The 12641-nt window shown below is 64.0% G+C and carries 10 protein-coding genes and 2 pseudogenes; 7 read left to right on the plus strand and 5 right to left on the minus strand.

What is annotated here, in order from left to right; translation table 11 throughout:
- Positions 1–30 precede the first annotated feature (30 nt).
- Positions 31–933, minus strand: a complete 903-nt coding sequence (locus tag OKW41_RS43095) for an NAD kinase (protein ID WP_429576191.1) — start codon at positions 931–933, stop codon at positions 31–33.
- A gap of 210 nt (positions 934–1143) precedes the next feature.
- On the opposite strand from OKW41_RS43095, the gene hrcA reads away from it, so the two are divergent.
- The 3 genes and pseudogenes from hrcA (at position 1144) to OKW41_RS43110 (ending at position 3832) form a co-directional block, all read left to right on the plus strand.
- Positions 1144–2163 carry a heat-inducible transcriptional repressor HrcA gene (gene hrcA / locus OKW41_RS43100; RefSeq protein WP_090803113.1) on the plus strand — a complete coding sequence of 340 codons (1020 nt, stop codon included), beginning with the start codon at positions 1144–1146 and terminating at the stop codon, positions 2161–2163.
- A gap of 181 nt (positions 2164–2344) precedes the next feature.
- Positions 2345–3415: a ferrochelatase gene (hemH, locus tag OKW41_RS43105; RefSeq protein ID WP_429576192.1), complete on the plus strand. Its 1071-nt coding sequence runs from the start codon at positions 2345–2347 to the stop codon at positions 3413–3415.
- 8 nt (positions 3416–3423) lie between these two features.
- Positions 3424–3832, plus strand: a pseudogene (locus OKW41_RS43110) (RNA-binding S4 domain-containing protein).
- Here the strand turns inward: OKW41_RS43110 and OKW41_RS43115 are convergent.
- Complete coding sequence (locus OKW41_RS43115; protein ID WP_184002309.1) at positions 3804–3965, minus strand: hypothetical protein; 162 nt, start codon at positions 3963–3965, stop codon at positions 3804–3806. The pseudogene OKW41_RS43110 and the gene OKW41_RS43115 overlap by 29 nt on opposite strands.
- Positions 3966–4331: 366 nt before the next feature.
- On the opposite strand from OKW41_RS43115, the gene grpE reads away from it, so the two are divergent.
- From grpE to pabB, 4 genes are all read left to right on the plus strand, one after another.
- Complete coding sequence (gene grpE / locus OKW41_RS43120) at positions 4332–4919, plus strand: nucleotide exchange factor GrpE (RefSeq protein ID WP_429576193.1); 588 nt, start codon at positions 4332–4334, stop codon at positions 4917–4919.
- Positions 4920–5251: 332 nt separating this feature from the next.
- Complete coding sequence (dnaK, locus tag OKW41_RS43125) at positions 5252–7201, plus strand: molecular chaperone DnaK (protein WP_429453101.1); 1950 nt, start codon at positions 5252–5254, stop codon at positions 7199–7201.
- 269 nt (positions 7202–7470) lie between these two features.
- Positions 7471–8610 carry a molecular chaperone DnaJ gene (dnaJ, locus tag OKW41_RS43130; protein WP_429453099.1) on the plus strand — a complete coding sequence of 380 codons (1140 nt, stop codon included), beginning with the start codon at positions 7471–7473 and terminating at the stop codon, positions 8608–8610.
- Positions 8611–8628: 18 nt separating this feature from the next.
- Positions 8629–10515, plus strand: coding sequence for an aminodeoxychorismate synthase component I (gene pabB / locus OKW41_RS43135; RefSeq protein WP_429576194.1), 1887 nt, complete (start codon positions 8629–8631; stop codon positions 10513–10515).
- A gap of 48 nt (positions 10516–10563) precedes the next feature.
- Here pabB and panB read toward each other — a convergent pair whose 3' ends face one another.
- From panB to folK, 3 genes and pseudogenes are all read right to left on the minus strand, one after another.
- Positions 10564–11379: a 3-methyl-2-oxobutanoate hydroxymethyltransferase gene (gene panB / locus OKW41_RS43140; protein WP_429576195.1), complete on the minus strand. Its 816-nt coding sequence runs from the start codon at positions 11377–11379 to the stop codon at positions 10564–10566.
- A 37-nt stretch (positions 11380–11416) separates the two neighbouring features.
- On the minus strand, positions 11417–12097 hold the full coding sequence (locus tag OKW41_RS43145; protein ID WP_090803123.1) for a deoxynucleoside kinase: 681 nt from the start codon (positions 12095–12097) through the stop codon (positions 11417–11419).
- Positions 12094–12637 (minus strand): annotated as a pseudogene (gene folK, locus OKW41_RS43150) (2-amino-4-hydroxy-6-hydroxymethyldihydropteridine diphosphokinase). Before folK ends, OKW41_RS43145 begins: the two are co-directional and overlap by 4 nt.
- Between the last annotated feature and the right edge of the window lie 4 nt (positions 12638–12641).

Below are 12641 nucleotides of genomic sequence, written 5' to 3' on the forward strand. Positions count from 1 at the left end.
CCGCGGCGGCGTGCGAAATCAAAGTGCCGCTTACGGCCTCGGGTCTTCTTCGTGCGACGGGTACTCGTGCCAGTGCAGCTTCTTGCGTAGCGTCGCGTAGTAGCTGTAGCCGACCGGATGCAGCATCGGCACCGTGTGGCGCGAACGGCGCACCTCGATCGTGTCGCCGAGCTCCAGCGACGTGAACGACTGCATGTCGAAGTTGACGTTCACCTCGCGCCCGGAAACGATCTGGATGCTGACCTTCGATTCGTCCGGCAGCACGATCGGCCGGTTCGACAGCGCGTGCGGCGCGATCGGCACGAGCACGATGCCCTGTAGTTGCGGATGCAGGATCGGCCCCTGCGAGGACAGCGCGTACGCGGTCGAGCCGGTCGGCGTCGCGACGATCAGGCCGTCCGAGCGCTGGTTGTACATGAAGCGGCCGTCGACCGACACGCGCAACTCCGCCATGCCCGAGAAGCCGCTGCGGTTGACCACCACGTCGTTGAACGCGAGCGCGTGGTAGATCGGCGTGCCGTCGCGCACGATGCGCGCTTCGAGCAGCACGCGCTCCTCGCGCTCGAAATTGCCGGACAGCATCTGCGGCACGATCTCGCGCATGTCGGAGATCGGAATGTCCGTGATGAAGCCGAGCCGCCCGTGGTTGATGCCGATCAAGGGCGTGCGATACGGCGCGAGCTGACGGCCGATGCCGAGCATCGTGCCGTCGCCGCCGAGCACCACGGCGACGTCGGCGCGCGCGCCGATCTCGGCGAGACGCAGTGCCGGATAGTCGGTCACGCCGATTTCGGCGGCGGTGTCGGCTTCGAACACGACTTCGAGGCCGAGCCTCGCGATGCACGCGGCGAGCGCGGTCAGCGGCTCGCCGATGCCTGGCGTATTGCTGCGCCCGACGAGCGCGACGGTCTTGAACTGGCTGGTCACTTGCATGCCGGCATTACACCATAGGTAGGGCCTGAAAAGAACCGCAGACCAACCCGGTTGTGGGGCGGCGCACGCAGGGCGTCTGCGTATGTCGCGATTATCGTTAGAATGGTGAAGACCCGATGACATGCGAGCCCGCCGACGGCGGCGCATTCGCCGGGAGCGGGCGCCGCGGGCGCTCCCGGCTGCGATGCCATTGAGCTAAAATTTTTCTTCATGCTAGATCCTCGCGCACAAACCCTCCTCAAAACGCTGATTGAGCGCTACATCGCCGAAGGTCAGCCGGTCGGCTCGCGCACGCTGTCACGTTATTCGGGCCTCGAACTGAGTCCGGCCACGATCCGCAACGTGATGTCGGACCTCGAGGATCTGGGGCTCGTGATCAGTCCGCATACGTCGGCAGGGCGCATTCCGACGCCACGAGGCTACCGCCTGTTCGTCGACACGATGCTGACCGTCGAATCCGCCGCCGACGAGGAGGCGGTGACGCGCACCGTCAAGACCACGCTGCAGGTGGGCGAGCCGCAGAAGATCGTCGCCGCGGCGGCGAGCGTGCTGTCAAATCTGTCGCAGTTCGCCGGCGTCGTGCTCACGCCGCGTCGCAGCCACGTGTTCAAGCAGATCGAATTCATGCGCCTGTCCGACCAGCGCATTCTGCTGATCATCGTGACGCCCGAAGGCGACGTGCAAAACCGCATCCTCGCCACCCAGCGCGACTTTTCGCCTTCGCAGCTGGTGGAAGCCTCCAATTACATCAATGCGCACTTCGCGGGCCTCTCGTTCGACGAGGTGCGCCGCCGCCTGCGCGAGGAAATCGACGAGCTGCGTGGCGACATGACCTCGCTGATGCACGCGGCCGTCACCGCGAGCACCGACGAATCCGACACCGGCGAGACCGTGTTGATCTCGGGCGAGCGCAATCTGCTCGAAGTCGCCGATCTTTCGTCGGACATGGCGCGCCTGCGCAAGCTGTTCGATGTGTTCGACCAGAAGACCAGCCTCCTTCAGTTGCTCGACGTGTCGAGTCACGCGGCGGGCGTGCAAATATTCATTGGCGGCGAATCGAATCTGGTACCGATCGAGGAAATGAGCGTCGTCACCGCGCCGTACGAGGTGAACGGCAAGATCGTCGGCACGCTCGGGGTGATCGGACCGACCCGCATGGCCTACAACCGCGTGATTCCGATCGTGGACATAACCGCTCGGCTGTTGTCCATGACGCTCAGCCAGCAGTAGTCCTCGGGCTCCGCGGAACTGGCGTCATCGCAGTCCGTGGCGACCATGATGCGCGAACGCGCGGCGTCTGCCAATCGTCCGAATGGCCAGGGGTCTCTGGCGGCGCCGGGCAGAACCCGCGCCGCTATAATGAATCTCCATTGAATCGACTCGCCGCATGATGCGGTGATTTCTGCTACCTATGCGCTTCGACCTCGAGCGGCCTTCACAGAACGCCACGTCGCATCGCGTCGCCGTGTTGCTGATCAATCTCGGCACGCCCGACGCGCCGACGCCGCGCGCGGTGCGCCGCTACCTCGCGCAGTTCCTGTCCGATCCTCGCGTGGTCGAAATTCCGGCGCTGCTGTGGCAGCTCGTTCTGCGTCTGCTGATTCTGCCGTTTCGCGGCCGCAGCTCTGCGAAGAAGTATGCGGCGGTGTGGATGCCCGAGGGCTCACCGCTGCGCGTCCACACCGAAAAGCAGGTCGAGGGCCTGCGCCATCTGCTGCAACTGAACGACTACACGGTGCTGGTCGACTACGCGATGCGCTACGGCACGCCCGGCATTCCGGCAATGCTGAACCAGCTGAAGCTCGCGGGCGCCGAGCGCGTGTTGCTGATGCCGATGTATCCGCAGTATTCGGCGTCGACCACCGCGACCGCGTTCGACGAAGCCTTTTCCGCGCTCGAGCGCATGCGCAACCAGCCGGAAGTCCGCACCGTGCGCCAGTACGCCGATCACCCGGCGTACATCGCGGCGCTCGCCGCACAGGTGCACCACTACTGGCATCTGCACGGCCGCCCCAATTTCGCGGCGGGCGACAAGCTCGTGCTCAGTTTCCACGGCGTGCCCAAGCGTACGCTCGACCTCGGCGACCCGTACCACGAGCAATGCCAGCAGACCGGCGCGCTGCTGATGCAGGCGCTCGATTTGACGTCGGTCGAATGCCGCATCACGTTCCAGTCGCGCTTCGGCAAGGCCGAATGGCTGCAGCCCTATACGGCGCCGACGTTGAAGGAACTCGGCGCGGCAGGCGTGCGGCGTGCTGACGTGTTTTGCCCGGGTTTCACCGCCGACTGCCTCGAAACGATCGAGGAAATCGGCATGGAAGTGCGCCGCGAATTTCTGCAGGCGGGTGGCAAGGAGTTTCACCGGATCGCCTGTCTGAACGCGTCGCAGCCGTGGGTTGCCGCGCTTGGCGAAATCGTTGCGCAGCATCTGCAGGGCTGGCCCGTGCAGGCGGTGCCGGTGCCGCACACGACAGGAGCTTGAATACGCAGATGAATTACCGCATTTCAACCGAACCGGGCGCGAAACTGCGCATCGACAAATGGCTGTGGGCCGCGCGCTTCTTCAAGACGCGTTCGCTGGCCGCGGAGGCGGTCGACAAGGGGCGGGGTGCGTATCGGCGGCGTGGCTGTGAAGCCGGCGAAGGACGTGCGTGTCGGCGATCTGGTCGAAATCGAGATCGAGCGCTACGTGTGGCAGGTGGAGGTGCTGGGCGTATGCGACGTACGCGGTCCCGCGAGCGTCGCGCAGACGCTTTATGTGGAAACCGCGCAGAGCAAGGCGAAGCGGCAGGTCGAGCAGGAACGGCGCAAGGTCTACCACGAGCCGGCCGCCGCGCTGCACGGCCGACCGACCAAACGCGACCGGCGCACTATCGACAGATTTTCAGGTGGGGATTGAAAAACTGCTCCACGGTGGCGTGTGCGCCGCCGTACTCAGTGGTGTGGTCGTTGACCGCACCGGACATGCAGATGGTCGTGGTGCCCGCGATCAGTACCAGTGCGACCACCCCGATTGCAAAGGTCAGTTTCACGGTACTCCCCTTGATGGGCTGAAACAGGCTATCGGAACGACTGTCAGGTGTCGGTAACGCTTACGTCAGATTAGGGTTAACGTGGCGTTGCCGCTCCATGACTGGAGAATAGGTCAGTTGCGGGCTGCACTCAATCTCTATCTGATTGCGCCACGTTGAGGCTTGTTACGGCGCATTTCGCCTGCACGTCGGTGGTGCGAAAAAACCCTCGGAGCCGCTTGAAACGGCTTTTTCAGGCCCCATCTGGGGTCCGGTCTGGCGGATCGGCGCGAAGACGCGTGTCGCGATTTTGCAAAGCATGAATCGTACTGTGTCGGAACGGCTTGCACCGCCTTTGGCTTTTACTTTTTAACGACTTTCAGCGACATGGAAAACACGCAAGAGAACCCGACGAGCCAGAATCCCACGCCCGCCGACGAAGCCGCGCGCCAGGCCGCCGAGGCGGCCGGGGCCGCTGCTCAACAGCCGGACACCGGCGCCCCCGCGGAACCGGCCCAGGGTGCCGCCGAGCAGGCGCTGGCCGACGCTCAGGCGAAAATCGCCGAGTTGCAGGAAAGCTTCCTGCGCGCGAAGGCAGAAACCGAAAATGTGCGTCGTCGCGCTCAGGAAGACGTCGCCAAGGCGCACAAGTTTGCGATCGAGAGCTTCGCCGAGCATCTGCTGCCGGTGGTCGACAGTCTCGAAGCGGCCGTCGCCCATTCGTCCGACGACTTGCAGAAGGTCCGCGAAGGCGTCGAGCTCACGCTGCGGCAGTTGAGCGGCGCGCTCGAGAAGGGTCGCGTCGTGGCGATCGATCCGGTCGGCGAAAAGTTCGATCCGCATCGCCATCAGGCCATTTCGATGGTGCCGGCCGACCAGGAGCCGAACACCGTCGTCGCGGTGCTGCAAAAGGGCTTTGTGATCGCGGATCGCGTGCTGCGTCCCGCGCTCGTGACCGTCGCGGCGCCGAAGTAATCACGTCGACACTCGCTCCGGGAGTTTGCACCGGTGGCGTCTGCTGCGTCGCTTCGCATCGCTACGTGCCGCAAAGATCCCATCGATTCAGGCACTTCCGGCGAACCACGCCGGGGGCGCCGCGCAGACTGACGGAGCGGGCTCGCAGCGAAGATTCAGGCGCCTCGCCCCGTGATTGAAAAAAATTAAAGACCGCATCGCAAAAGAGGTCTTGAAAACGATGCGGCCGCACTTATTTTGAGTGCAGGTATGAGTTGAGAGCGGATCGTCCCGCCGCCAGATGGGCCAACCGGGCGCTTTCCGCAGCGATCAAAGTCAGGAGATTTGTAAAAATGGGCAAAATCATCGGTATCGACCTCGGCACGACCAACTCGTGCGTGGCGATCATGGAAGGCAACTCGGTCAAGGTCATCGAGAACTCGGAAGGCGCGCGCACCACGCCGTCGATCATCGCTTACATGGATGACAGCGAGATCCTGGTCGGCGCGCCGGCCAAGCGTCAGTCGGTCACGAACCCGAAGAACACGCTGTTCGCGGTCAAGCGCCTGATCGGCCGCCGCTTCGAAGAGAAGGAAGTGCAGAAGGACATCGGCCTGATGCCCTACAAGATCATCAAGGCCGACAACGGTGACGCATGGATCGAAGTGCGCGACCAGAAGCTTGCGCCGCCGCAAATCTCCGCCGAAGTGCTGCGCAAGATGAAGAAGACCGCTGAGGACTACCTCGGCGAGACCGTCACGGAAGCCGTGATCACGGTGCCGGCGTACTTCAACGACAGCCAGCGTCAGGCAACCAAGGACGCCGGCCGCATCGCCGGTCTGGAAGTCAAGCGGATCATCAACGAACCGACCGCAGCCGCATTGGCATTCGGCCTGGACAAGGCTGAAAAGGGTGACCGCAAGATCGCCGTGTTTGACCTCGGCGGCGGCACGTTCGACATCTCGATCATCGAAATCGCGGACGTTGACGGTGAAATGCAGTTCGAAGTGCTGTCCACGAACGGCGACACGTTCCTCGGCGGCGAGGACTTCGACCAGCGCATCATCGACTACATCATCGGCGAGTTCAAGAAGGAGCAGGGCGTCGATCTGTCGAAAGACGTGCTCGCGCTGCAGCGCCTGAAGGAATCGGCTGAAAAGGCAAAGATCGAGCTGTCGTCGAGCCAGCAGACCGAAATCAACCTGCCGTACATCACGGCCGACGCATCGGGTCCGAAGCACCTGAACCTGAAGATCACGCGCGCCAAGCTCGAAGCGCTGGTTGAAGAGCTGATCGAACGCACGATCGAGCCGTGCCGCGTCGCGATCAAGGACGCAGGCGTGAAGGTCGGCGAAATCGACGACGTGATCCTGGTCGGCGGTATGACCCGTATGCCGAAGGTGCAGGAAAAGGTGAAGGAATTCTTCGGCAAGGATCCGCGCCGTGACGTGAACCCGGACGAAGCCGTGGCCGTTGGTGCCGCGATCCAGGGCCAGGTTCTTTCGGGCGACCGCAAGGACGTGCTGCTGCTCGACGTGACCCCGCTGTCGCTCGGCATCGAAACGCTCGGCGGCGTGATGACGAAGATGATCAACAAGAACACCACGATCCCGACCAAGCACGCGCAGGTCTACTCGACGGCTGACGACAATCAGGGCGCCGTGACGATCAAGGTGTTCCAGGGCGAACGCGAAATGGCAGCGGGCAACAAGCTGCTCGGCGAGTTCAACCTCGAAGGCATTCCGCCGGCACCGCGCGGCGTGCCGCAGATCGAAGTGAGCTTCGACATCGACGCGAACGGCATTCTGCACGTCGGCGCGAAGGACAAGGCGACCGGCAAGGAGAACCGCATCACGATCAAGGCGAACTCGGGTCTGTCCGAAGCCGAAATCGAGAAGATGGTGAAGGACGCCGAAGCGAACGCGGAAGAAGATCACAAGCTGCGTGAGCTGGCCGACGCCCGCAACCAGGGTGATGCGCTCGTCCACAGCACGAAGAAGGCGCTGACCGAGTACGGCGACAAGCTCGAAGCTGGCGAGAAGGACAAGATCGAAGCCGCGTTGAAGGACCTCGAAGACACGCTGAAGAGCAACTCGAGCGACAAGGCCGCGATCGAAGCGAAGATCGAAGCGGTGGCCACGGCGTCGCAGAAGATGGGCGAGAAGATGTACGCCGACATGCAGGCTGCGCAAGGTGCCGAAGCGGCGGCGGGCGCGGCGGGCGGTGCCGGTGCATCGGCGGGTGCGAGCCAGCAGGCCGACGATGTGGTCGACGCTGACTTCAAGGAAGTGAAGAAAGACTAAAGCCAGGTCGGCATCCGACCGTAAAGCCGTGCACAGCAATGTGCGCGGCCCGGCTGCACGAGAACGGCGCCCCCGGGGCGCCCAAAGTGCAAGAGCGGTTTTCGCGCCTGGCGAGCCTTTTTGGGGCTCTCCGGGCACGTTCGTTTTATGGAGGGCGTTGTTTTGAACCGTGCCCTGGCGCGGCGCAGACAGCGGCCGGACGAGTCGTGAGACTCCACAGCATTCACAAGGAGCTACCGCGTCGCTTTGCGCGGCGGCGTTGAACCGATATGGCGAAACGGGATTACTACGAGGTTCTGGGCGTCGCAAAGAACGCGAGCGACGACGAAATCAAGAAGGCTTATCGCAAGCTCGCGATGAAGCACCACCCCGACCGCAATCCGGGCCACAAGGATGCGGAAGAGCATTTCAAGGAGGTAAAGGAAGCCTATGAAATGCTGTCGGATTCGCAAAAGCGCGCCGCGTACGATCAGTACGGTCACGCGGGCGTCGATCCGAACATGGGTGGGGCCGGCGCGCAAGGTTTCGGCGGCTTTGCCGATGCATTCGGCGACATCTTCGGCGACATTTTCGGCCAGGCGGCCGGCGGCGGCGCCCGCGCAGGCGGCCGCGCGGGCCCGCAGGTGTATCGCGGCGCCGATCTGCGCTACAGCATGGAAATCACGCTCGAGCAGGCCGCACACGGCTACGACACGCAGATTCGCGTGCCGAGCTGGGTTTCGTGCGAAGTCTGCCATGGCTCGGGCGCGAAGCCGGGCACCAAGCCGGAAACCTGCCCGACCTGTAGCGGCTCGGGTTCGGTGCGCATGTCGCAGGGCTTCTTCAGCATCCAGCAGACTTGCCCGAAGTGCCACGGCACCGGCACCTACATCCCTGAGCCGTGTAATCACTGCCACGGCGCGGGCAAGGTGAAGGAAACCAAGACGCTCGAAGTGAAGATCCCGGCCGGTATCGACGACGGCATGCGCATCCGCTCGGCCGGCAACGGCGAGCCGGGCATCAACGGCGGTCCGTCGGGCGATCTGTACGTCGAGATTCATATCAAGCAGCACTCGGTGTTCGAGCGTGACGGCGACGATCTGCATTGCCAGATGCCGATCCCGTTCACTACCGCGGCGCTCGGCGGCGATATCGAGGTGCCGACGCTCGCCGGTCGCGCCAGCTTCACGGTGCCGGAAGGCACGCAGTCCGGCAAAACGTTCCGTTTGCGCGGCAAGGGCATCAAGGGGCTGCGTTCGAGCATCGCCGGCGATCTGTACGTACACGTGCAGGTTGAAACGCCGGTCAAGCTCACCGAAGCGCAGCGCGATCTGCTCAAGCAGTTCGAAAAGGCGCTCGTGGAAGGCGGTTCGCGGCATAGTCCGCAAAGCAAGAGCTGGTTCGATCGCGTAAAGAGTTTTTTCGATTGATTTGATTCGGCGGTCAGTATGACGGTGGACAGTCGCGGCGCGGCGTTCGCGCTGCTCGACGATTGCGGTGCAACGGCGGCGCTTCCGTCGAGCCGCTTGTACACGGGTTTCGTGCGCGAGCGGGTCTGCACGGAGGCGGCGCAGCTCGAAGCCGTGTGCGACAGCGTCGCGGCGGATACCCGGAGCGGTTTGCACGCCGTCGTGCTCGCCGATTATGAATTTGGCCGCGCGCTGATGGGTTTCGATGCGCGCCGGTCTTCTGAAACGCAGCGTGGCAATGCCACGCTGCGTTTTTTATTGTTCGAGCGTTGTGCGAAGCTTTCGCGCGACGAGGTCGACGCGTGGCTCACGGCGCGGGACAACGGCGCTCTCGAGCCGTCGGTCGCGGGCACCGCGAACGTGCGCGAGAGCGTCGATCGCGCCGAGTTCGACGCGGCGATCGACGCGATTCACGCCGCCCTGTGCGCGGGCGATTCCTATCAGGTCAACTACACGTACCGCCTCGGCTTCGACGTGTTCGGCTCGCCGCTCGCGTTCTATCGGCGGTTGCGCGCGCGCCAGCCCGTGTCGTTCGGCGCGCTGATCGCGTTGCCGGACGATGCGTGGGTGCTGTCGTGTTCGCCCGAACTATTCGTCGAAAAGCACGGCCCGACGTTGCGCGCGCGGCCGATGAAGGGCACGGCGCCGCGCTCGCAAGATCCTGCCGTCGACCGGGGTAACGCCGAGTTCCTCGCGACCGATCCGAAGAACCGCGCCGAGAACGTCATGATCGTCGATCTGTTGCGCAACGATCTGTCGCGAGTCGCGCGGATCGGCTCGGTCAGCGTGCCGGCGTTGTTTTCGGTCGAGCCGTATGCGTCGGTGTGGCAGATGACGTCGACTGTCGAGGCGACATTGCTCGATGGCACCTCGTTCGCGACGATCCTGCGCGCGCTGTTTCCCTGCGGCTCGATTACCGGTGCGCCGAAGCATCGCACGATGCAGTTGATCGACGAACTGGAAAGCACGCCGCGCGGGCTCTATACCGGCGCGATCGGCTGGCTCGATGCGCCGGGCGATGATCACGATTGCGGCGACTTTTGCATGTCGGTCGCGATTCGCACGTTGACGTTGACTGCGTCGTCGGCGTCCGACGGTGGCACGAACGGTCTGCACGGCAGCATGGGCATCGGCGCGGGCATCGTGCTCGACAGCGTGGCCGCCGACGAGCACGAGGAGTGTCGATTGAAAGCACGTTTTCTGATGGGCGCCGAGCCGGGTTTCGAACTGTTCGAAACGATGTACGCGACGCGGGAAGACGGCGTGCGGCACGTCGAGCGGCATCTGCGGCGCTTGTCGTCGAGCGCCGCGACGCTTGGCTTCGGGTTCGACGAAGCGCGCATTCGTGAGGAGATTTCAGCGCGGTGCGCCACGCTCCCGGCGCAGATGCCGCATCGAATGCGGCTTGCTTTGAGCAAGAGCGGGGTGACCCACATCTCGGCCGCGATACTTGCGCCGTTGGCGGATGCGATCGTTGGTGTTCTGCTCGGCCCCGAAGCGCAGTTCGCGCCGACCCACGCCGCCGATCCGCTGCTGCGCCACAAAACCACGCGCCGAGCAGACTACGACCGCGGCTGGCGCGAAGCCGAAGCGAAGGGCGCCTTCGATACGCTGTTTTTCAACGAACGGGGCGAACTGACCGAAGGCGGCAGGTCGAACGTGTTCGTGAAGCTCGCGGGACAATGGTGGACGCCGCCGCTCGCGTCAGGCGTGCTGCCAGGTGTAATGCGAAGCGTGTTGCTCGACGACGCGTCGGGCTTGCGGGCAGGTGAAAAAGTGCTGACGCGGGCGGATGTGCTGAACGCCGAAGCGCTGCTCGTGTGCAACGCGTTGCGCGGCGCGGTGCCGGCACGGCTTGTTGGTTAGAGCACTGAAAAATACGGGAATGCCGCGCGCTCGCGCGGCAATGAAACATCAGAACGTGTGCTCGGCGCCGGGAAACGTGCCGTCCTTTACCGCCCGCACATACGCCTCGACGGCCGCCTGAACATTCGGCTGTCCTTGCATGAAATCCTTCACGAAGCGCGGTCGCTTGCCAGGAAAAATCCCGAGCATGTCGTGCAGCACCAGCACCTGACCCGAGCAGCCGAGGCCCGCGCCGATACCAATCGTCGGAATGCGCAGCTGTTGCGTGACCTCGCCCGCGAGTTGCGACGGGATCGCTTCCATCACGATCAATTGCGCGCCGGCTTCCTGCACGGCGAGCGAATCGCGCAGCAGCTGGCTCGCGCCCGCTTCGGTCTTGGCCTGCACCTTGAAGCCGCCGAACGCATGCACCGACTGCGGCGTGAGACCCACATGCGCGCACACCGGAATCGAGCGCTCGACCAGAAACCGCACCGTGTCGGCGAGCCATTCGCCGCCTTCGAGCTTGACCATCTGCGCGCCCGCGCGCATCAGTTCGACCGAGCTCCTGAATGCGTCTTCGCGCGTGCCGTAGGTGCCGAACGGCAGGTCCGCGACGATCAGCGCCGACGGCCGCGCGCGCGCGACGCTCGCCGTGTGATACGTGATGTCGGCAAGCGACACCGGCAGCGTGGTCGCCTGGCCTTGCAGGACGTTGCCGAGCGAGTCGCCGATCAGCAGCACGTCGACGCCCGCGCGATCGAGCAGCGCGGCGAAGCTCGCGTCGTAACAGGTGAGCATGGCGATCTTTTCGCCAGCATCGCGCATTGCCTGCAGTTTCGGCACGGTGATCGCGCTCCGGCTCGCTTCCTGCAAATAAGTCATGGTCAATCCAGTGAAAAAAATGAACTAGCCGCGCCGCTTACAGCGACGTGGCTTTGACAAAGAATTCCTTGCGGCCGCGCATCGTCTCGATGCGTTCGGCGAGCAGCGCAAGGTCCGCGTCGGAGTCGAGCGGATTCAGGTGTTCGGCGTTGACCGTCAGCACGGGCGTGCGGTCGTAGTGGTAGAAGAATTCGTTGTACGCGTCGCACAGCGCGCGCAGATAGGCATCGGAAATCTGCAGCTCCATCGGCACCGCGCGCTTCTGGATGCGCGCGAACAGCACCTCTGGGCTCGCCTGCAGATAAACGACGAAGTCCGGCTCCGGCGCGCTGACGTCGAGCCGCACGGCAAGCGCGCGGTACAACTGCCACTCGTCTTCCTGCAAGGTCAGACGCGCGAAGATGTCGTTTCGCTGCGTGATGAAGTCGGCGATCAGCGGCGTGCCGCTCGCCTGCGCGGCGCTGACTTCCTGCGCCTGCTGCGCGCGTTGCAGTGCGAAGTGCAACTGCACCGGTAGCGCATAGCGCGTGGTGTCGCGATAGAAGCGTTCAAGAAACGGATTGTCTTGCGAGCGTTCGAACAGTTCGTGCATCGACCAGCGTTGCGCGAGGCGCCGCGCGAGTGAGGTTTTGCCGACGCCGATCGGCCCTTCGATCGCGATATAGCCGAACGGCGGGCGCAGCTGCGGCGCGGTGACCGTGAGCGGCGGCGAACTCATTCGCAGCGGCCTTTCTCGGCGGAATTGCCGGTCAGCGCATTGAGCATCGGGCACTGGCAGGGCGACTTCACCTTCTCGATGCGCTGATCGCTCACGCTGTCGAGCAGCGCGGCGGCCCGGCCATGCAGCGGAATGACGATCGCCGCGTCGATCTCGACGAGCGGCACCAGCGCAAACGCGCGCTCGACGAGGCGTGGATGCGGCACGATCAGATCGGCTTCGTCGATCGATTGATCGCCATACAGCAGGATGTCGAGATCGAGCGTGCGCGGCGCATTGCGGAACGGCCGCTCACGGCCGAACTGATGCTCGATCTTGTGGCACAGCGCGAGCAGATGCCGCACGGGGAGCGTCGTTTCCAGCTTCACGACGCAGTTGAAATAGTCGTCGCCGCCCGCGTCGATCGGGGCAGTACGATACAGGCTCGATTTGGCGAGCACGGGTGATGGCGTGCTGTTGTGCGAGGCACACCACCGCGTCTTTCAGGGTCTGGCGCGCGTCCCCGAGATTCGCGCCGAGGCCGAGATAAGCAACCGTCATGGCA

Origin of the sequence: Paraburkholderia sp. UCT70, from assembly GCF_050434085.1 — a bacterium.
Taxonomy (GTDB): domain Bacteria; phylum Pseudomonadota; class Gammaproteobacteria; order Burkholderiales; family Burkholderiaceae; genus Paraburkholderia; species Paraburkholderia tuberum.

Excerpts from the sequence above, each read along its gene's own strand:
- grpE (WP_429576193.1), top strand. The coding sequence starts at position 4,332 with ATGGAAAACACGCAAGAGAACCCGACGAGCCAGAATCCCACGCCCGCC.
- pabB (WP_429576194.1), top strand. The coding sequence starts at position 8,629 with ATGACGGTGGACAGTCGCGGCGCGGCGTTCGCGCTGCTCGACGATTGC.
- hrcA (WP_090803113.1), top strand. The coding sequence starts at position 1,144 with ATGCTAGATCCTCGCGCACAAACCCTCCTCAAAACGCTGATTGAGCGC.
- hemH (WP_429576192.1), top strand. The coding sequence starts at position 2,345 with ATGCGCTTCGACCTCGAGCGGCCTTCACAGAACGCCACGTCGCATCGC.
- panB (WP_429576195.1), bottom strand. The coding sequence starts at position 11,379 with ATGACTTATTTGCAGGAAGCGAGCCGGAGCGCGATCACCGTGCCGAAA.
- OKW41_RS43145 (WP_090803123.1), bottom strand. The coding sequence starts at position 12,097 with ATGAGTTCGCCGCCGCTCACGGTCACCGCGCCGCAGCTGCGCCCGCCG.
- OKW41_RS43095 (WP_429576191.1), bottom strand. The coding sequence starts at position 933 with ATGCAAGTGACCAGCCAGTTCAAGACCGTCGCGCTCGTCGGGCGCAGC.
- dnaK (WP_429453101.1), top strand. The coding sequence starts at position 5,252 with ATGGGCAAAATCATCGGTATCGACCTCGGCACGACCAACTCGTGCGTG.
- dnaJ (WP_429453099.1), top strand. The coding sequence starts at position 7,471 with ATGGCGAAACGGGATTACTACGAGGTTCTGGGCGTCGCAAAGAACGCG.